Source organism: Paenibacillus hexagrammi, from assembly GCF_021513275.1.
Classification (GTDB): Bacteria; Bacillota; Bacilli; order Paenibacillales; family NBRC-103111; genus Paenibacillus_E; species Paenibacillus_E hexagrammi.
Window position 1 is genome coordinate 5,902,557 of the sequence record NZ_CP090978.1, and the last position, 19,250, is coordinate 5,921,806.

17 protein-coding genes are annotated in these 19,250 nt (G+C 50.4%); 11 read left to right on the forward strand and 6 right to left on the reverse strand.

Annotated features, from left to right (window positions below):
• The first annotated feature begins 180 nt into the window (after positions 1–180).
• The 9 genes from L0M14_RS27070 to L0M14_RS27105 all read left to right on the forward strand — a co-directional run bounded on the left by L0M14_RS27070 (position 181) and on the right by L0M14_RS27105 (position 8,268).
• Positions 181–2,004, forward strand: coding sequence for an FG-GAP repeat domain-containing protein (locus tag L0M14_RS27070; RefSeq protein ID WP_235119497.1), 1,824 nt, complete (start codon positions 181–183; stop codon positions 2,002–2,004).
• Positions 2,001–2,120: an FG-GAP-like repeat-containing protein gene (locus tag L0M14_RS32105; protein ID WP_350340484.1), complete on the forward strand. Its 120-nt coding sequence runs from the start codon at positions 2,001–2,003 to the stop codon at positions 2,118–2,120. The genes L0M14_RS27070 and L0M14_RS32105 overlap by 4 nt, the downstream gene beginning before the upstream one ends.
• The gene (locus tag L0M14_RS27075; RefSeq protein ID WP_235119498.1) at positions 2,084–2,689 is read left to right on the forward strand and encodes a hypothetical protein; all 606 of its coding nucleotides are present in this window, start codon (positions 2,084–2,086) and stop codon (positions 2,687–2,689) included. The genes L0M14_RS32105 and L0M14_RS27075 overlap by 37 nt, the downstream gene beginning before the upstream one ends.
• A gap of 8 nt (positions 2,690–2,697) precedes the next feature.
• Complete coding sequence (locus L0M14_RS27080) at positions 2,698–3,381, forward strand: hypothetical protein (protein ID WP_235119499.1); 684 nt, start codon at positions 2,698–2,700, stop codon at positions 3,379–3,381.
• A gap of 56 nt (positions 3,382–3,437) precedes the next feature.
• Positions 3,438–3,695, forward strand: coding sequence for an acyl carrier protein (locus L0M14_RS27085; RefSeq protein WP_235119500.1), 258 nt, complete (start codon positions 3,438–3,440; stop codon positions 3,693–3,695).
• Between the two features lie 7 nt (positions 3,696–3,702).
• Positions 3,703–4,899, forward strand: coding sequence for a class-II aminoacyl-tRNA synthetase family protein (locus L0M14_RS27090; protein WP_235119501.1), 1,197 nt, complete (start codon positions 3,703–3,705; stop codon positions 4,897–4,899).
• Between the two features lie 84 nt (positions 4,900–4,983).
• On the forward strand, positions 4,984–5,961 hold the full coding sequence (locus L0M14_RS27095) for an SGNH/GDSL hydrolase family protein (RefSeq protein ID WP_235119502.1): 978 nt from the start codon (positions 4,984–4,986) through the stop codon (positions 5,959–5,961).
• A 130-nt stretch (positions 5,962–6,091) separates the two neighbouring features.
• Positions 6,092–7,243, forward strand: a complete 1,152-nt coding sequence (locus L0M14_RS27100) for an MBOAT family O-acyltransferase (protein ID WP_235119503.1) — start codon at positions 6,092–6,094, stop codon at positions 7,241–7,243.
• Between the two features lie 56 nt (positions 7,244–7,299).
• Positions 7,300–8,268, forward strand: coding sequence for a sugar phosphate isomerase/epimerase family protein (locus tag L0M14_RS27105; protein WP_235119504.1), 969 nt, complete (start codon positions 7,300–7,302; stop codon positions 8,266–8,268).
• Positions 8,269–8,382: 114 nt separating this feature from the next.
• Here L0M14_RS27105 and L0M14_RS27110 read toward each other — a convergent pair whose 3' ends face one another.
• The 4 genes from L0M14_RS27110 to uvrB form a co-directional block, all read right to left on the reverse strand.
• Positions 8,383–8,586, reverse strand: a complete 204-nt coding sequence (locus L0M14_RS27110; protein ID WP_235119505.1) for a DUF2759 family protein — start codon at positions 8,584–8,586, stop codon at positions 8,383–8,385.
• Positions 8,587–8,982: 396 nt separating this feature from the next.
• Positions 8,983–9,141, reverse strand: a complete 159-nt coding sequence (locus L0M14_RS27115) for a hypothetical protein (RefSeq protein WP_235119506.1) — start codon at positions 9,139–9,141, stop codon at positions 8,983–8,985.
• Between the two features lie 388 nt (positions 9,142–9,529).
• On the reverse strand, positions 9,530–12,412 hold the full coding sequence (gene uvrA / locus L0M14_RS27120) for an excinuclease ABC subunit UvrA (protein WP_235119507.1): 2,883 nt from the start codon (positions 12,410–12,412) through the stop codon (positions 9,530–9,532).
• A gap of 36 nt (positions 12,413–12,448) precedes the next feature.
• The gene (gene uvrB, locus L0M14_RS27125; RefSeq protein ID WP_235119508.1) at positions 12,449–14,446 is read right to left on the reverse strand and encodes an excinuclease ABC subunit UvrB; all 1,998 of its coding nucleotides are present in this window, start codon (positions 14,444–14,446) and stop codon (positions 12,449–12,451) included.
• Positions 14,447–14,707: 261 nt separating this feature from the next.
• On the opposite strand from uvrB, the gene L0M14_RS27130 reads away from it, so the two are divergent.
• The gene (locus L0M14_RS27130) at positions 14,708–15,505 is read left to right on the forward strand and encodes a flagellar motor protein (protein WP_235119509.1); all 798 of its coding nucleotides are present in this window, start codon (positions 14,708–14,710) and stop codon (positions 15,503–15,505) included.
• Positions 15,489–16,340 carry a flagellar motor protein MotB gene (locus L0M14_RS27135; RefSeq protein ID WP_235119510.1) on the forward strand — a complete coding sequence of 284 codons (852 nt, stop codon included), beginning with the start codon at positions 15,489–15,491 and terminating at the stop codon, positions 16,338–16,340. Before L0M14_RS27130 ends, L0M14_RS27135 begins: the two co-directional genes overlap by 17 nt.
• A 23-nt stretch (positions 16,341–16,363) precedes the next feature.
• Here L0M14_RS27135 and L0M14_RS27140 read toward each other — a convergent pair whose 3' ends face one another.
• The gene (locus tag L0M14_RS27140) at positions 16,364–17,647 is read right to left on the reverse strand and encodes a PDZ domain-containing protein (RefSeq protein WP_235119511.1); all 1,284 of its coding nucleotides are present in this window, start codon (positions 17,645–17,647) and stop codon (positions 16,364–16,366) included.
• 127 nt (positions 17,648–17,774) lie between these two features.
• The gene (locus L0M14_RS27145) at positions 17,775–19,238 is read right to left on the reverse strand and encodes a S41 family peptidase (RefSeq protein WP_235119512.1); all 1,464 of its coding nucleotides are present in this window, start codon (positions 19,236–19,238) and stop codon (positions 17,775–17,777) included.
• Between the last annotated feature and the right edge of the window lie 12 nt (positions 19,239–19,250).

The window sequence follows — 19,250 nt, forward strand, 5'->3', positions numbered from 1 at the left end:
GCATAAAAAAGAAGGTACATACCCGCTTGTCGTTTCGTTGTTCTTGGTTTCGACACAAACCGTTTCTTCTCCCCATAAAACCTCCCCAGCAAGGCTCTCCATAAGTTAACAAAGCCAGGAGTAAATGCTATAATGGCAAGGAAACTCACCATATGAATAGTTGAGGGATATGTATTGAACTTGTCGAAATTTCGTCTATGGAAGCTGCTGGGCGGGATTATGTTCATTCTCGTTGTCCTCGGCGCGGTTTTGTTTGCCATTCCGAAAACCGACGAGGTGAAGCTGCTTTACGCAACGAATGGAGACAGCTATGACACGGCAGCCTACGGGAATTTTGAGCAGAGCCTGCAAGCCAATCTGCGTCTTGAACGCCGAGCCCTGAGCGGCTTGTCCGCACGAAGCTTGAGCAAGTATGACGCCGTTTACCTGGACCCGGCCCTAAAAAGTGCAGCCGATTGGTCTAAGGAAGCAACGATATTAATGAAGTACACGCAAAACGGAGGCCATCTTTTACTGGAAAACAGCTACGCTGCCAGCTTCCCTCCCGAGTTCTTAGGAGCGAAAGAGGTTGTTACGATCGGAAAAGAGACCGGTGCTCCCGCCGACTCGCCGGGGATCAGCTATCCTCCGGTCGCGTACAATCTGCAAGGCCTGCAGCAGGTATTCCAGCTATTTACGGACACGTATTTCAAGCACAACACGCTGGCTGATCTGCCTGGTTTCAATTGGGGCTACGGTCTCGTGCCGGACACTGCGCAGACCATCGTGGCCCGAAACGGTCTTGCCCTATGCGCCGTCCAGCAAACAGGCGAAGGGAGCGTGCTGCTCAGCAGCAGCTTTTTGCCGAACCGCTATTTCGCAACGGGCTTTGATATGACGGGAGGAAGCGATCCGGCGCAGGGCTTCAGCGAGTACGCAGCCAAGTATAAGGCGGAAAGCAAACCAACGCCGGGAGCGACCTACTTCAATAAGAGGGATTTGCCGCTGAACCAGCCTTCATTCAGCTTCTCGTTCGCGGCGGCGAATATGGAGTTCCGCAGTGAGATGCTGTCGTATGTGTCCAAAGAGAAGCTTGGGTACAGCATCAAAAAGGTACTCGGCCCTTACGGGAGACCGGCTATGGCGTTTCAGAACCATTTTGAGGCGATGCCGGCGATTCAGCAAAAGGACGGCATCGCTTGGGCCGAGCTGCTGAAGAAGTATAACGAGGTTCCCTCGTTTACACTCGTACGCAGCTCGTTCTATTGGGGGCAGTGGCGCGAAAGCATCACCGCGCAGCTGAATACGGGGACGAATGAGCAGCCGCAATTCGTCGGGGAGCTGGTCGGCTCCGGCTACGCGAGCGGCCTCCATGTAATGGCGGGCGGCGTGCCGCTGCGCCAAGCCCTGTTCCCGGAATATCGCGATCTGGCGAGCGCGATTGAGCGTCCCTACCGCGCGTATCCGGCCGCGGGAGACTTCAACGGCGACGGCCGCACGGATCTTGCGGCCGGCAGCGCCGACGGATTCGTGTACCTTTACACGAATCAAGGGCCGGATCCGGCGGCCTACACGAGTGAGCCGCCGCCAGTGGGCCTCGCGCTGCCGGACACGTTCGGCGCCGCGCAAAAGCTGATGCTGGCGTCCGGCAGGCCGCTCCAGCTCAGCTCTTACACCACCGTTCACGCGGCTGACGTGAACGGGGACGGGCGCACGGACCTCATCGTCTCCGATGAGTCCGGCGCCGTACTGGCGCTGCCGCAGCTAACGGGCGGCAGCTTCGGGGAGCCCGCGGCCGTGCGCGCGGGCGGCAAGCCCTTGACGCTGCCTGGCGGAGCGGCAGCGGTGGCGGTCGCCGACGTGAACGGCGACGGCGGGCTCGACCTCGCGGCCGGAGATGCAGCCGGGCGCGTGTACTTGTACTGCAAGGCCGCGGCGCAGCCGGCCTTGATCTGGCAGCGGGCAGCGAGCTGTTCCAGCTGCCCGAGGGGCGGACGCATGCCGCGCCTGCGGTGCGCGACATGAACGGCGACGGCCGACCTGATCTCGTGGTCGGCAGCAATGAAGGGGACCTGCTGGTCTATCTCCAAGGCGCCGATGGCGCTTGGAGCTTGAAGGGCCCCTCGAGGGTGCAACCCTGAATCAAGTGGGCAATCATGCTCTGATTGCCGGGCATTACTCCGTTCCGTTATGGATGGATCTGAATCATGACGGTAAGGAGGATCTGATCGTGGGAGGCGTCGAGTTTGGCTCTCCGGTGCCGATCGATGATCCGAAGTTCCCTTACCCGGCAGAGCTCAAGGAATTTATTCAATATACCCAGGATCAACACATGCAGTTGAATCCGCATGTATTTGTCCATAATTATAAAAGCGATGAAGAAGAAGCTCAGGAGCTTCTCATGCAAAAACGAGCGTTCGCCAATCTCGGCATTCCCTGGACGCATCCGGGCACGAACCAGCATACCTGGCGGGTGAACAACCCGAATCATCAGCAAACAATGCGAAGCGAACAGGCGCAGGACATGTGGTACAACTTCGGCTTCCTGCCGTCGGAATCGCCGGTATTGTCCAGACCCGAATCAGTCTGGTCTCTTCCTTTCCTCCTTCAGGGAGAACAACGCGATGGCAAACCGTTCCTGATTCACACACCTACTCCTGTCCTCAGACAGGGGATTACGCTACGACTGACGTATTCGATTCAATGGTGAAGCTGGATATGCCGATCGATTATTTCGAGCATATCGAGTACCATTTTCCGATACCGTCCAAGATTGCCGATTTAACCGAGTTCGCCGATTACTTCGATAAGCTTAGAACGGCGCACGATTATAACTTCATGAGTGAAACCCAGATGGCTCAGTCGTTCCTGACGGCCATTCAGGGCAAAGTAGAAATAAAACGCACTTGGGGTTCTTATTTATTGGACAAGGTGAAGGATCTTGTAAAAGGCGGGGTTCCACACTGGCATGCTACGATTACGCCAAACATCGATCCGATTTCCGAATTGGCCGGACCTTATGCCCGCACACTCGGAGTGGTCATCGAGAAAGGCGCAGCATTTAGCAACCTTAGTCTGGACACCACCTCAGACATCTACACATCTCAGGGCTCCCGAATGTACATCGGTCTGGACAAGCCCGTCATAGTTGGTATTCAGCCCAATCAGGACCGTTTACATCTGATCCGTTCTAATGTACCTGTTGAAATCACTTCGCAGGACGGCGTCTATCACATCCAATTGCAAGCAGCAGGCTTGCAGCAGGTGAAGCTTTACAGTAGGGATGAGCTTCATATTGAAGCAGCCGGTGCTGATATCAAGCATGATGCTGAGGCACATACCTATACCATCACCCGATACGGGGATGCAGCTGAATTCATGTTAACGAAGGCGCAGCAGTAACTGAATTGCCGCCTTCCTTTTTTCATTTTTAACCCTAGAACCGGAGGTTGGTCCGCATGGCCCATGATGATCTGCTAGCAGAACTTGAGCAGCATATTCGCGAACGTTATGAAATTGAAGAAGACGATGATGACTTTGGCGTCGATGTTCACTTATTTGATTATGGATTTATCGATTCAATCGGAGCAACGGCCCTGATTGCCCATATCGAAAAAACGTATTCCGTACAGGTCACGAATCAGGATTTGATGCTCTATCCGATGAATACCGTGCGTGAGATAGCCGAATTTATATCGAAAAAGACTGCGAGGTAACACTTCCATGCCATGTAAGATCTCTCTGGAGCGCTTGGCTGAAAGCCAGCACGGACAGCTCAAGTACGCTTCTGCTTTTGTTGATGAACATATCCGAGATATTCGTATCGAAGACGGACACATCCATATCGAGCACGATTCTCCCGCAGGTAACGAGGCCATTACCGAGCGCGTGGAACGGCTCATCGAGCGTTTTTCCAAAGGCGATTTCGGGTTTAAAGAAAATATCTTGTTTGAGCACAAGGTAGATACGCCGTACGAAGGCGACATTATCGCCGAGCTGGTAGAACGAAAAGCCATTAAGGTGCTGGAGCCGGGGCTGTTTATATTTCGAGAACCTTTTTCCAGCTTGATGCGCTTTTTAGACTATTCCTTTGTAACCAAGATTGCTAAGAGGTTCGAAGGACTCCAAGAGGAATCCTATCCGGCTGTTATTCATGCGGAGACACTGAATAAAACGAATCACTTTACCTCCTTTCCGGAGCACATTCATTTCTTGACTCACCTCAGGGAAGACCTTGATGTTATTGAGACGTTCTCGCAATCCATTCGCGAAGCCGGTGGCTGGAACAAGGATCATCAGCTGGAACTAGACCGTAACATGCCGAAGCCGAATTTCACGATGAATCCTTCGACCTGTTACCACTGTTATGAAGGTTTGCAGGATGAAATTTTGGAAGGCGAGGGCGTGGTCGTGACGGCGATTGCCAAGTGCCACCGCTTCGAGTCCAAGAATCATACGGACTTTGGTCGCTTGCTTGATTTCTCAATGAGGGAGATTATTTTCGTCGGGAAGCCAGATTTTGTGAAAGAAAACCGCCTGAAGTCCATCGAATACTTGAAGGAATTGGCCGTAGAGTGGAATGTGGACAGCTTGCTGGAAATTGCGAACGATCCTTTCTTCACGAACGATTTCCAAGTAAAAGCCTCCTTCCAGCGCAACCAGGAAATGAAATACGAGCTTCGCTTGACGATTCCTTCAATTAAGAAGTCCATCGCTTGCAGCTCTGTGAACTTCCACAGCAATACGTTCGGTAATGCTTTTAATATCAAAATGGGCAAACGGAATGCGGTGACCGGCTGTGTCGGCTTTGGTATCGAACGTTGGGCATTCGCGTTCTTGGCTCAATACGGCCTCGACGAGCAGCTCTGGCCGGCTGCATTCCGCGAGCAGTACCATGCTTGGCAAGAGAAGTCTCTGTAAGAAATAACACGTTCTACGTGAACGGCTGAATGAGGCTTTGTCCCGTCGCCGTTCTTCCAATCCATTTGATAATGAGTGATCTTCGTGAAGTTTGCAGCTTTTCTCAAGAAAAACGGCTTTGTACTGGGCTTGCTGCTCGCTCTCATCGTCTCTGATCTGTTGATTTCCTGGTGGAATCCGATGGTGAGCTCACGCCGTTTTTATAAAAATGATTTTACTAAAACGCTTTTCCATCATAACTGGTCCCAATCGGGACCGGTTTTCTTCGGTAACTCCTCTGTCACTGCAGCCTATATCGAGGAACAGTCGGATTCTCATCTTATTGAGATGGGGCTGTCTTATGGCAAAATCACCGACCTGAAGGAGATTCTGGACCGCGGACTGTACCATGTGCAAGACGAGCTTGTTGTCGGTATTGACGTACATACCATGCTGGACAGCCTGGAGACCGATCCCACCTATCCATGGTTCAAGCCTTGGTATCAGCCCTATGTATACACGTACCGAGACTATTTCCGCGATTCCGGCACGGAGTTCGCATGCGCCTTGTATGAAGGGTTATCGAAGCAGGATGCTTCCCGTATGGAGGCTTGCGCCAAGTTTCCTGAGACATTGAAGCTAAGCAAATCAGATCCTTTCGCCTACCAGCCAAGATGGATCGACAAGGAGCTCTACCACAACCGAATCGACGATGCTGCTCTCAAGGAGAAGTGGGCGGATTATGATAAACGGTTCGGCTGGATGACGTTGAAGGACTTCCAAGACAACTTGGATGCGCTTCAGTGGGTGCTTGAGTACGCGAAAGCCCATAACCTAACGCTAAGGGTCATCTGGATGCCTTGGAATAAAGGCTACGAGCAGCCCCCTTATGTCGCCTCCCTGAAGCAGACAGTAAATGCTCAACTGGAACAGGCTCATGTGCCGGTGCTGGATTTGTTAGACCACTACGAACCGCAATACTTCCATGATCTTGTTCATCTTAACCGCGAGGACGGAGCGCCTCTCTTTACGAAGGAGGTTGACGCATGGCTTCATTCCTTAGAAAAGCCTTCGAAATCCTAATTTATCTCGTGATGCTCTATTTTGTACTGACGTATTTCACGGGGAAAGGCCTGTTTATTTACGAGAAATTCTAGCTGCTGCGCTTGATTGACCTGGAGGTAGTGCCGCAGCTGCGAGGAGTTTATCAGCTATGTTTTATATGAATATGAACGCGATTGTCGCCATGGCTGGGATGATTGCCGTTCTGATGCTCACACGCAAGTGGGCAAATAACAAGCGAATACTTATGATTGTATTCAGCCTCTTCTTTCTACTGTTTTTCAGTAAAAAGCTTTGTGTGTTCTACACCGTCTATACGCTCATCAACTACGGCGGATTTGTGTATTTGTGCCGCACAGCCGTATGGCGGAAGGCGACATTTATTTTTGCGATAGCAGCCAATGTTGCCGGTGTGTTTCTTGGCGTCAGATTATTCGTGATGGATATCTTTCATCATCCGCTCTTCGATACTATTATTTATCTAGGCCTCATCTACAATGTCTTAAAAGTGATTGATGCTTACTACTTTGCCTACTTCTTCGGTAAAGAGGGCGAGGTTCCCGCTATCGATTACGGCAATTATATCTTGTTCATTCCGACCTTCACATCGGGTCCAATCTTGAAGTTCCGGGACTTCATGGCGGATACGAAGCAGCCGTATCGCGTTGATTCCGCATTGTTTGAGGCTTCTGTGAAACGAATTATTCTTGGTATGTTCAAAAAGATGGTCGTCGTCACCTGGATGACTGGAATCTTTAACGAAGTGCTGAAGCAGGACCTGCATACGCATCAGTCACTGTTCCTGATGGTTTGGTTCTATGCGATCATTTATTTTGATTTCTCCGGCTATTCGGATATCGCCATCGGGTTTGGCCGGTTGATGGGCTACACCGTTCCTGAGAACTTCAAAAAGCCGCTGCTTTCGCCGTCCATGACGCAATTCTGGCGCAATTGGCACGCGACATTGGGTGATTTTTTCCGGGATCATATCTTTATGTTCTTCTCGCGTAAAGCTCCCTCACGTTGGGTCGCTTCCATGTTGTCTGTTGTGATTATGGTTTCGATCGGGATTTGGCATGGCTTTACATGGCTGTATCTGTTCTACGGACTCTATCATGGCATTATTCTTGCTGTGGAAAATCTTCTGAAGCTGACAACCGTAAATAAGAAGAAAGTGTCGAAGACCTATTTCTACATGCGCTGCCTGATCACCCAAGCGCTCGTTACCTTCTCCGTCATTATTTACAGCTCCAACTATGAAACGGTTTTCCGTATCTACAAGGGCTTGTTTCATTTTGCATAGTTGTAGTGGTATAATTTGTAATGGTAGTTTTCTACTCATATTTGGAGGTGTACCTAATGAAGTTAGGCGTTTTTATGGTTCTGTTCAGCGGCAAGCCTTTTGAGGAAGCTCTGGATTATGTAGCTGCGAAAGGTCTGGATGCCGTTGAAATTGGAACCGGCGGTTGGCCTGGTAACGCTCACTGCAAGCCGGAAGAATTACTGGCCGATGAAGGGAAGCTTAAAGCATTCAAGAAAGCGGTTGAATCCCGCGGACTTACGATTAGCTCGCTGAGCTGCCACGGCAACCCGCTGCACCCGCAAAAGCAAATCGCGAAAGAGTATCACGATACATTTATTCAAACTGTTGAGCTTGCTCAGCGTCTGGAAGTTCCTGTTGTTACTACTTTCTCCGGTTGCCCAGGCGATCATGAAGATGCTAAATATCCGAATTGGCCTGTCGCTCCATGGCCGAACGATTTCCAAGACGTTCTGAAATGGCAGTGGGAAGAGAAAGTCATCCCTTACTGGACAGAAACAGGTAAGTTCGCTTCGGACCGCGGCATCAAGATCGCGCTTGAGCTCCACGGCGGATTCTCTGTACATACACCAGCTACGCTTCTGCGTCTGCGCGAAGCTGCAGGTGAAGTCATTGGCGCCAACCTGGATCCGAGTCACATGTGGTGGCAAGGGATTGATCCGGTTCAAGCGGTGCAAATCCTTGGCCGTGCTGGAGCCATCCATCACTTCCATGCGAAGGACACCACGATTGATCCGATCAACGTAAACCGCTACGGTTTGACGGATATGCAGTCCTACGCCAACATGCTGGACCGCGCATGGCAGTTCCGTTCCGTAGGTTTCGGTCATGACCTGAAAACTTGGGCGGACATCATCAGCGCGCTTCGTCTGGTGGGTTACGACTACGTTGTAAGCATTGAGCACGAAGATGGTCTAATGTCGGTTGATGAAGGCTTCTCCAAAGCCGTTCAGAACCTGCAGCAAGTTCTTATTCGTGAGCCTCTTGGCGAAATGTGGTGGGTGTAAGGCTTAGCAGCCTTCACTCCTATAGAAAAAGCCCGCAGATTCCGGTAATACCGGCTTCTCTGCGGGCTTTCTTTTCTTCATGTATTCCCTGATTTTCAGTCAGTACTGAGCTGATTACCAGCCTTTGATCATGACGACATCCATGATGCCGAATACGAGCAAAGCGACACCGGCAAAGCCGACTGCAAAATAATTTCTCTTTGGTTGAATCAGCTGTCTGATAAAACCAATTGCGATGACCAATGTGAAGATCAGCACATAAATATCAAAGGTACTGTATGTGCTTGTTGCTGCTGCCGCTTCTTCCGCTAAAAACATTGCGAGACCTCCTCTTAATACTCGGTGCATGGCACAGTTTCTGCTATTTTAATACTATGTTAGCCTGATTGGGCGCAAGAATCAAGTGATTCCCGGATGTGTAACAAGTTTGTCACCAATTGTTTTACAAAGATCTTGTCACGTAGTATACGATGTCCAAATGTAGACAGATTTATAACGCCTAGCGATACGTACAAACTTAGGTTGTTACCTAGTAATTTGTAATGAACTCGCTTATTGAAGAAGCTTGTTCTTACGGGCTCTCTTACGGGCTATAAGTAGTCTACTTCCTCCTTTACTCGATGATTGATGGACGCCTCTATAAATAGTAAAAAACAAGCGCAGCCGCCCGTACCAGGCCATCCACGCTTGTTTCAATATCCGGCGTTATTATCCTTACTTCGCCAGCTCATAAACGATATCTACGGTGTGTTCATTTAGGATTATGTTCATGCTGACTTCATCTAGCAGCTCTTGTTCTTTCCATGCCAGGTACCTTTGCGGATCAATCCCCAACTGCGAAACTAGTTGCTGAAGTTCAAGCGTTCTTTTCATGAAAGCGCCTCCACATGATTTTTTCCATCCTACGTACACATCTCACACATTTATTATACAGCTTACACTTAAAATTAAGATAGAGGGTTAAATTGTCGAAGCCTGTTCCTTTCTCGTAAATATTAACAAATCCCCTGTTATTCCCAAAAATTATACGGAATTGGGGGCGATAATTTTATAAAAAATAGCGTTTTTTTATAAAGTGTTCTTTCGCACTCTCCGATAGACGAATAAAAAGCCTGGTGCCCAAACGCCTCATGGGCATTCGGACTCCAAGCTTTTCACTGTTGATACTTTCTAATATAACGTTAAATTCAACGTTCACTTTAAATTTCTCTTCTCTTCTCAAGTGCGAATCGAAGCTTTGGTCTTCTTTCACAGAAGACTTCTAGCCTACTGCGTCCTCCAGAACTTCCAGACGCTTGGCGTAATCCTCCGACCTCTCGCGGTCCCGTTCGAGGATCGGCTTCAAATACTGGCCGGTGTAGGACCCGGCCACCTTCACAACATCTTCCGGCGTGCCGGTCGCTACGATCTGTCCACCGCGGCTTCCGCCGTCAGGTCCCAGATCGATAAGGTAGTCCGCCGTCTTAATCACATCGAGGTTATGCTCGATGACTAGCACCGTTTCACCGTTCTCTACGAGACGGTGAAGCACCTTCAGCAGACGATCGATATCGTCGATATGAAGCCCCGTAGTGGGCTCATCGAGGATATAGATCGTCTTGCCCGTGCTGCGGCGGTACAGCTCCGCCGCAAGCTTCACACGCTGGGCTTCGCCCCCGGACAGCGTCGTTGCCGGCTGGCCGAGCGTCATATAGCCCAGCCCCACGTCCAGCAGCGTCTGCAGCTTGCGGTGGATGCGCGGCACGTTCTTGAAGAACTCACAGCCATCTTCGATGGTGAGCCCGAGTACCTCAGAAATACTCTTGCCCTTGTATTTTACTTCTAGCGTCTCCCGGTTGTAGCGCTTGCCTTTGCAGACTTCACAAGGCACGTAGACATCCGGAAGGAAGTGCATCTCAATCTTGATAATGCCGTCGCCGCGGCAGGCTTCACATCGTCCGCCCTTCACATTGAAGCTGAAGCGACCTTTCTTGTAGCCTCTGATTTTGGCCTCCGTCGTGTTGGAATACAGGTCACGGATATCGTCAAATACACCTGTATATGTCGCAGGGTTGGAACGCGGCGTGCGTCCGATTGGAGATTGGTCGATATCGATGACTTTATCGATATGCTCCAGTCCCAGAACCTCTTTATGCTCGCCAGGACGTACCTTGGCTCCGTTGAGCTCACGCGCTAACGTTTTATATAGAATCTCATTGATTAACGTACTTTTCCCGGAGCCCGACACACCCGTTACTGCCGAAAACACTCCCAGAGGGAACTTCGCGGTCACGTTGCGCAGATTGTTTTCCTTAGCACCTTTGATTTCGATCCATTTGCCATTAGGCTTGCGACGCTCTGCTGGTACCGGAATAAACTTTTTGCCGCTCAAATACTGACCGGTGAGTGAATTCGAATCCTGCATCAGCTCTTGGGGAGTTCCCTGAGCAATCACTTGTCCGCCATGGATACCTGCTCCTGGGCCAATATCGATGATATAGTCCGCAGCCATCATCGTATCCTCATCGTGCTCAACGACGATTAGCGTATTGCCCAAGTTTCTCATATGCTCCAGTGTGCTGATGAGTCGTGTATTGTCGCGTTGGTGAAGACCGATACTTGGCTCATCGAGAATATAGAGAACTCCCATCAGACTGGAGCCGATTTGCGTAGCGAGACGAATCCGCTGGGCTTCACCCCCGGATAACGTACCCGCCGCTCGATGCATCGTCAGATAATCCAACCCAACGTTAACAAGGAACCCCAGACGCGCGTTGATTTCTTTCAAGATCAGATGCGCAATGGTCTTCTCTTTATCGGTAAGCTGCAGCCCTTCAAACCACTCTTGAGCCTCACCAATTGAAAGAGCCGTCGCATGTGCGATATTCTTGCCATTGATCGTCACGGCTAACGTTTCGGGCTTAAGACGCTGGCCCTTACATTTCGGACAAGGCTTCGTGCTCATATACGTCTGAATATGCTCTCTGATTCCTTCGGAGAATGTATCCCGGAATCTTCTCTCCAGGTTGCGGATAATGCCCTCGAATGGAACTAAAGCTTCTTTCGTCGCTCCCATATCGTTCTCGTAACGAAACCGGATTTTCTCGCCTCCAGTTCCATAGAGGAGCACCTTCATCTGATCGTTAGAGAGCTCCGATACCGCGAGGTCCCGGGGAATCTTGTAATGCTCGCACACAGCGGCAAGAAACTGCGGGTAATAGTTCGATGTGCTGCCTGCCCAAGCTTCGAAAGCTCCCTCTTCAATCGTAAGCGAGTTGTTCGGAACGAGAAGCTCAGGATCCACAATCATTTGGCTGCCCAGTCCGTCGCACTCCGCACATGCGCCGAATGGGCTGTTAAACGAAAACATCCGCGGCGCCAATTCTTCAATACTGAATCCGCACTCCGGACAAGCCAGATTTTGGCTGAACAACAGTTCTTCTTGGTCAATGACATCGACGATAACTCGGCCGTTGGCCAGTTTCAGCGCTGTCTCCAACGAGTCAGCAAGCCTTGCATGCACGTCATCCTTGACGACAATTCGGTCAACGACCACTTCGATGTTGTGCTTCTTGTTCTTATCGAGCTCGATTTTCTCGGCGAGATCCGTTGTTTCTCCATTGATCCGCACCCTCACGAAGCCCTGCTTCTGAATATCCGCCAGCAGCTTGGTATGCTCTCCCTTGCGGCCCGATACTAAAGGTGCCAGGATTTGCAGTTTGGTCCGTTCCGGATATTCCATAATCCGGTCCACCATTTGTTCGATCGTCTGCGACGTAATTTCAATACCGTGGGTTGGGCAATGGGGTCTTCCAATCCGCGCAAACAAAAGCCGGAGATAATCGTAAATCTCCGTCACCGTACCAACCGTAGAGCGTGGGTTACGACTTGTCGTCTTCTGGTCAATGGAGATCGCTGGAGACAGCCCTTCAATGGAGTCTACATCCGGCTTATCCATCTGGCCCAAGAACTGTCTTGCGTAAGCGGACAGCGACTCTACATACCTACGCTGCCCCTCTGCGTAAATCGTATCAAAAGCGAGCGACGATTTGCCTGAGCCGCTTAACCCTGTCAGCACGACAAACTTATCCCGCGGAATGGTCACGTCGATATTTTTTAAATTATGAGCTCTCGCTCCTTTAATGACGATATTATCTCTGGACACGGGGTATCCTTCCTCTCCATCCCTCATCTATGAGTGCTAGGCTTCCGCTTTCATTTCCATTAGTGCGTCGCGAAGCTCGGCTGCCCGCTCAAACTGCAGGTTCTTGGCCGCTTCTTTCATCTCCGCCTCCAAGCGCTCAATCAGCGAAGCCCGATCCTTCTTGGACATCTTAGCGCCTTTAACTTCTGTGAGGTAATCCGCTTTTTGCTCGGCAACCTTTGTTGCCTCAATGACATCACGGACCTTCTTGGCAATCGTCTGCGGTGTAATGCCCCGCTCCTGATTATATGCTTCTTGCATGGATCTTCTCCGATTCGTCTCGCTAATTGCCTTTTCCATGGAGTCCGTGATCTTATCACCGTACATGATGACACGGCCGTCAGCATTTCGAGCGGCGCGACCGATTGTTTGGATCATGGAACGTTCCGAACGTAGGAATCCTTCTTTATCCGCATCCAAAATCGCTACCAGCGAAACTTCCGGCAGATCGAGTCCTTCTCTCAACAAGTTGATACCTATAAGCACATGAAACACGCCCAAACGCAAGTCACGCAGAATCTGCATTCGCTCGAATGTTTTAATATCCGAATGCAGGTAACGAACCTTGATACCAACCTCTTTTAAATAATCGGTTAAGTCCTCGGACATCTTCTTCGTCAATGTTGTAACAAGCACACGCTCATCCTTGCGTATCCGGTCATGAATCTCCGCAAGCAGATCATCGATCTGCCCTTTCGTCGGACGCACTTCAATGATCGGATCGAGCAGGCCAGTCGGACGGATGATCTGTTCAATCATCTGCGGGCATTTCTCCAGCTCGTAGGGTCCAGGCGTTGCCGATACATACACGATCTGCGTGATCTTATCCTCAAATTCTTCAAAACGCAGCGGACGGTTATCCAAGGCGGACGGCAGACGGAAGCCGTGATCAACCAGCACTTCCTTCCTCGCTCTATCTCCGTTATACATCGCTCGTATTTGAGGCAGCGTTACGTGGGATTCGTCGACAATGAACAGCATATCCTCCGGAAAATAATCCATCAGGGTATACGGCGTTGCCCCTCGTTCGCGGAACGTGAGCGGTCCCGAGTAATTCTCGATTCCGGAGCAGAAGCCCATCTCTTGCATCATTTCAATATCGTACCGCGTTCTCTGCTCAAGGCGCTGGGCTTCCAGCAGCTTGCCCTGTTCGCTCATCTCCGCAAGTCTCTCTTCGAGCTCTCTTTCAATATTGACAAGCGCGAGCTTCATCGTTTCTTCTTTAGTAACGAAGTGGGATGCAGGGAAGATGGCAACATGATCACGCTCCCCGATAATCTCTCCCGTCAGAACGTCAATCTCTGTAATCCGCTCAATTTCATCTCCGAACAGTTCGACGCGAACCGCATGTTCGCCATGCGACGCAGGAAAAATCTCGACCACGTCTCCACGCACCCGGAACGTCCCCCTCACGAAATTGAGGTCATTGCGCTGATACTGGATATCAACGAGACGATGTAAAATTTCGGTGCGCGACTTCTCCATGCCGACACGCAAAGAAAGCAGCAAAGAACCGTACTCCTGCGGTGAACCCAAACCGTAAATGCATGAAACGCTCGCTACGATGATGACGTCGCGGCGCTCAAACAGGGAGCTGGTTGCGGAGTGACGGAGCTTGTCGATCTCTTCGTTGATACTGGAATCCTTCTCAATATAAGTGTCTGAGGAAGCAATATAAGCTTCCGGCTGATAGTAGTCGTAGTAACTGACGAAATAGGATACCGCGTTATTAGGGAAAAACTCCTTAAACTCGCTGCACAGCTGCGCAGCCAATGTCTTATTGTGAGCAATCACCAGGGTCGGTCTGTTCAACTTGGCGATTAATTGCGCCGCCGTAAACGTCTTCCCCGTTCCTGTAGCACCAAGCAGCGTCTGATGCTTGTTCCCGGCCTGGATACTCCGGACAAGCTCCTCGATCGCCTTAGGCTGGTCGCCTTGAGGTGCAAACTCCGACACTAATTCGAACTTCTTGGAACTGATTTGAATATCATTCATCCTTATCACCCGCACTTTGGATATATCAAACTATCTATAAACTTTATGTCTTCGGTTTCCGATACTACATGTATTACTTCCAATATTTATACAGTTCATCAGGTGTCTTAACAAGCATTTCCTTATTTTTCATCCATAGGAATGTTTGTTCTCGTTTCTACCTATTATACCCTTTTTATCAAATTCGTTGCAAACGGCAATATCTGCTGAGCACAGGCGCATCCACCATTTATCAAACGTTCAATGAGGAGTGGTACAACCATGGACTTAACAACGATTTTAGGGCTTGTATTGGGCCTGGCAGGTTTAATCGGAGGCTATATGTGGGACGGCGGGCACCTTGGATCTCTATTCATCCCCAGTGCCATGCTGATCGTGTTCGGAGGCACGTTTGGTGCGGTTGCGGTCAGCTTCCCCGGACGTATACTCACGAAAGTACCTCAAGCGCTGCGAATTGCCTTCATGAAAACAGAAAGCGATCCCTCCCACACGATAGAAGAAATTGTGGACATGGCCACCGTCGCTAGACGGGAAGGGGTTCTGGCCCTTGAGCAAAGAGCCCAGGAGCATGCCAATCCATTTCTTAAAGAAGGGCTTATGATGGTCGTAGACGGAACTGATCCCGAACTAGCTCGACAAATTCTAGAGCTGGAGATGGATGCTATCGAGCATGAGAAAGAGAACATGTCAAAAATATTTGAATCGGCAGGCGGTTATGCACCTACAATGGGCATTATCGGCACGGTCATGGGACTGATTCACGTACTCGGTAATCTTGACGATCCCTCCAGTCTCGGACCCGCTATTGCGGTCGCATTCACAGCTACTCTATACGGCGTTATGAGCGCCAACTTGATCTACCTGCCTATCGCAAATAAAATCAAGCTCCGCAGCAAGGAGGAAACGTCCGAAATGGAGCTGATGCTGGAAGGCATTCTCGCATTGCAAGCCGGTGAAAATCCTCAACTGATCAAGAAGAAACTAAACTCCTTCCTTCACGATAAGATGTCGAAAGGAACGTCCCGAGAGGCAGGTGGAAGCTATGCCGAGGAGGCGTAAAAAACAGGAGGAACACGTCAACCATGAGCGTTGGCTCATCACCTACGCCGATTTGATTACGCTGCTTCTTGTATTCTTCATCATTATGTACGCCATGAGTAAACTCGATGTTCAAAAGTATTCCGTTCTAGCTCAGGCGCTAAACCTGCAATTTCAAAAAGCCGACTCGATCCTTGACCAAGGCCGGGGCATCAGCGGGCAAATGACCCCTACACAAGGTGATGCCGACACAAAGGACACAGAAGAGCCCAAACAAGATAATGCGGTGCAGCCGGAACCGACACCTGCACCGACGCCCGAGCCCACGGAGGCTCCTAAGGCTTCCGAGAAGGAAAAGAAAGAAAAGGAGCTTCAAGATCTCCTACAGCAGGTTCAAACGTACATCACAGATCAAAACTTAGAGGCCGATGTTTCCGCTGTCGACACCAATCGCGGCGTCGCCATTACCCTGAACGATTTGTTCCTGTTTGATCTGGGCAAAGCCGATCTCAAGCCTGCTTCGTACCCGATTCTGCAAAAGCTGGCTTCCCTATTTCCAACCTTGCAATCCAAGGTCAGCATCGAAGGCCATACAGACGATATCCCGCTTGCGACGGGCTCTCCTTACAAGGACAACTGGGGACTCTCCTTCGCCCGATCTCTCTCCGTGCTCCGCTATTTCAGCGACACGGCAGGGATCGATGAGCATAAATTCGTAGCTACCGCCTATGCCGATACCATGCCTAGAGCCAGCAATGACAGCGATGCGAACCGCGCCAAGAATCGACGTGTGGAAATTATCGTACTGCGTGAAGATCTGACCCCGAGCCTGCCAAAAGACCCTGCTTCTCCTTGAGAGAACCAGGGTCTTGTTGTTCATCACATCGGCTTCCCCGATTGATTGGATGATACGCCGGTCAGCTTGCCGCGCAAGTAGGAAAACAAATGTTGCGGCTTGTGCTCCATATAATAGAGAGCTTGTTGGTCAGGTGCCAGGATAATCCCTAGCTGGTGATGGTCTCCAGAGAAAATAGCACGCTGCATAAATCGTACCTCTCCTCGCTGATCAAGCACCTCTAACTTGCAAAAAGCAGAATTTATGCGAATAGCCGCATGAAGGTCCGCCTTATTAGCAACCGCATGACCATTTACCTTCGAAATCGTCTCACCTGCAAGAATCCCCATTTCCTCAGCAGGACTCTTAGGAATGACAGCCAGCACCATAAGCCCGCGGGAACCGTGCACGAAGAACGGAACCTGCTTTAATTCCCGCCACTGACTGTATCTGATTAAGGCTTCATGCAGAAGCAAGGTCAGTAGGGAAGAGACCATGATAAGCGGCGTCCACAGGGCGGCACCCCAGGCAAGTAGTAAAGTAACGATGCCATATACAGCAAGCAGGCTCGCACTTAGCTTGGTTTGAGCCTTCGGCAGCTTGGAAATCGTCAGCTCGGTGAATCCGATCATGACAGGAAAAGCCAGCAGACTCCAGCCCGCACTCCAATCTGCATGCAGCATCGTTCCCCAAGGCAGCGATTCCGTGCTTCCGCCGGAGAACGGCACCAGTAAAAACATCGGCACCGGCCAGAAGCCTTGCAGCTGGTAGCCTCCAACGATTTTGCCTCTCTTGCCTTCCAGGAAAAGAGGACTTGCCATTCTTGCTCCTTGCATCCCCACTAAGAAGCTCTCCAGAGGGTGAAGCACAGCTGCAATGACCAGGAGTGAGGGGACATCCACTTGCCCTAACCACTGAACCATTGGAGCGCTCCCTTCCAGCTCTGCCCGGTTAGGAAGCCATGACAAAATGGAGTGGGCAATCCCCAGTATGCCAGCCGCATAGGCGAAGCACAGAAAGCGGACGCGAAATAACAACAGCACGAGGGAAGTAACCCACAGCAGCATGATCGTTTCAGCTGCTACACTGACGCCGATGAACATCATGACGATTGATGCTGCCATACCGCAGGCCCAGCCCCAAAGCAACGTTCGCCATGTCTCGTCCAAGAGGGAGTGCAGCTTCGTATGAAACAGCTTTCGCTCTAACTGCACCTGTTTCCGGTATTGAAGCAGGATAAACACAACGCCTATATAGTAAAAAGGGTTGATCAACAACTGTACAATGGCATGCAAGAATCGTTCCAATAACGGTACCGCAAATTCCATATCGCGCAGGCTCCTTGTTTAAAAAGAAAATAGGAAGGCCGCCAATCTCGCAGCCTTCCTACATGTATTTCGACCAGTTCGCTGGTTTTCCTGCCTTACCGGTCTATTTTCCAGTATCTTTGCAAAATTATTTCGCTAGTTCCTTTTGCAATTCTGCTACGGCAGCTTTTAATTGCAGATCATTCTTCGGATCGCGAATCTCTGTGAGAATGGCTTTCTCCAGCTTATTCGCCGTATCCGTGTCTACTTCACCAGTCATCGGCAGCCCGTTTACTCGCTGGAATGCTTTGAGGGACTGTGCCGTTTTGTCACTGAAGTAGCCATCTGTCCGATCCGGCGCGAAGCCAAGTCCAGACAGCATCAGTTGCATATTTTCCACATCATCGCTAGTTGTGTCAGGCTTAATTACCGATTTCTTAGAAAGAGGAGCCGCTTTGAAGTACGCTGGCTGGTCTACGGCAATATCAGGCTGGATACCCTTCTTATGAATCCAGTTGCCGTTTGGCGTCAGCCATTTGTACACGGTCATCTTGATATTACTGCCGTCGCCCATTTCCTTCTCGAAGGTAACCTGAACGGTCCCTTTGCCGTAGGAGGTTTCACCAACAATCTTACTGCCCACAGCCTCTTGGAAGGCCCCAGCCAGAATCTCAGAAGCGCTCGCGCTGCCTTTATTCACAAGCACCGTAATCGGATAATCCTTACCTTTGCCGGTAGAAGGCGTCGGTTCGCGCTTACCGTCGCGGTTCTCCACCTGAACGATCGGTTTGCCGTCCTTCACGAACGGATTCACGATATCTACAACGACGTTCAAGAGACCGCCCGGGTCATTCCGCACATCGATCACAAGACCCTTCATGCCTTGATCTTCAAGGTTCTTCAGCTCTTCTGCAAAACGGGTAGCCGTGTTGGAGGAGAATTGACGAATCTCGATTTTCCCGATTTTATCCGGCAGCATCTCGGCATACACCGTCTCGACATCAATATCGTCGCGGACGACAATAACCTGTATCGGATCGCCTACGCCTTGTCGCACAATATCCAGCTTCGCCTGCGTCCCTTTTGGACCGCGGATTTTCATAACGGCTTGGTTAAGCGTCAGCCCATCCAGCTTCTCGCCATTCACCGATACGATCACATCGTGCGCTTGAATGCCTGCCTTTTCCGCCGGCGAGCCTTTAATTGGGGATACAATGACAAACTTCCCATCCTCGGAGGATACTTCCGCTCCTATTCCTTGAAAGGAAGAAGTAATACTTTCATCAAATTGCTTGGCTTCGTTCTGATCCATGTACACGGTAAAAGGATCTTCGAGCGACTCCAGCATGCCGTTGATAGCTCCATTCACGACCGTGTCATGATCCGTCTGTTTCAAAAACTTGCTCTCGATTAACTGGTACGTTGTTGCGATTTTGCTCAAATCCTTATTCGTCAGCCCACTTGCTGCTGAAGCCGCAGCCGCAGAGCTCCCCGCCGGCTTGTCTCCCCACAGAGGAAGTATCGATGGGTTCGCAAATGTTAACGTGACCATGCTGCTCGCAATCACCGATAGCATGACGAATACTAATACCGTTCTTCCTTTAAACTGCACAGCGTGATTCAC

Bases quoted from the DNA above. Each gene is read 5' to 3' on its own strand.
- L0M14_RS32105 (WP_350340484.1), top strand. From the start codon at position 2,001: ATGAACGGCGACGGCCGACCTGATCTCGTGGTCGGCAGCAATGAAGGG.
- L0M14_RS27085 (WP_235119500.1), top strand. From the start codon at position 3,438: ATGGCCCATGATGATCTGCTAGCAGAACTTGAGCAGCATATTCGCGAA.
- uvrB (WP_235119508.1), bottom strand. From the start codon at position 14,446: ATGAATGATATTCAAATCAGTTCCAAGAAGTTCGAATTAGTGTCGGAG.
- L0M14_RS27135 (WP_235119510.1), top strand. From the start codon at position 15,489: ATGCCGAGGAGGCGTAAAAAACAGGAGGAACACGTCAACCATGAGCGT.
- L0M14_RS27105 (WP_235119504.1), top strand. From the start codon at position 7,300: ATGAAGTTAGGCGTTTTTATGGTTCTGTTCAGCGGCAAGCCTTTTGAG.
- L0M14_RS27110 (WP_235119505.1), bottom strand. From the start codon at position 8,586: ATGTTTTTAGCGGAAGAAGCGGCAGCAGCAACAAGCACATACAGTACC.
- L0M14_RS27130 (WP_235119509.1), top strand. From the start codon at position 14,708: ATGGACTTAACAACGATTTTAGGGCTTGTATTGGGCCTGGCAGGTTTA.
- L0M14_RS27090 (WP_235119501.1), top strand. From the start codon at position 3,703: ATGCCATGTAAGATCTCTCTGGAGCGCTTGGCTGAAAGCCAGCACGGA.
- L0M14_RS27140 (WP_235119511.1), bottom strand. From the start codon at position 17,647: ATGGAATTTGCGGTACCGTTATTGGAACGATTCTTGCATGCCATTGTA.
- L0M14_RS27115 (WP_235119506.1), bottom strand. From the start codon at position 9,141: ATGAAAAGAACGCTTGAACTTCAGCAACTAGTTTCGCAGTTGGGGATT.
- L0M14_RS27100 (WP_235119503.1), top strand. From the start codon at position 6,092: ATGTTTTATATGAATATGAACGCGATTGTCGCCATGGCTGGGATGATT.
- L0M14_RS27080 (WP_235119499.1), top strand. From the start codon at position 2,698: ATGCCGATCGATTATTTCGAGCATATCGAGTACCATTTTCCGATACCG.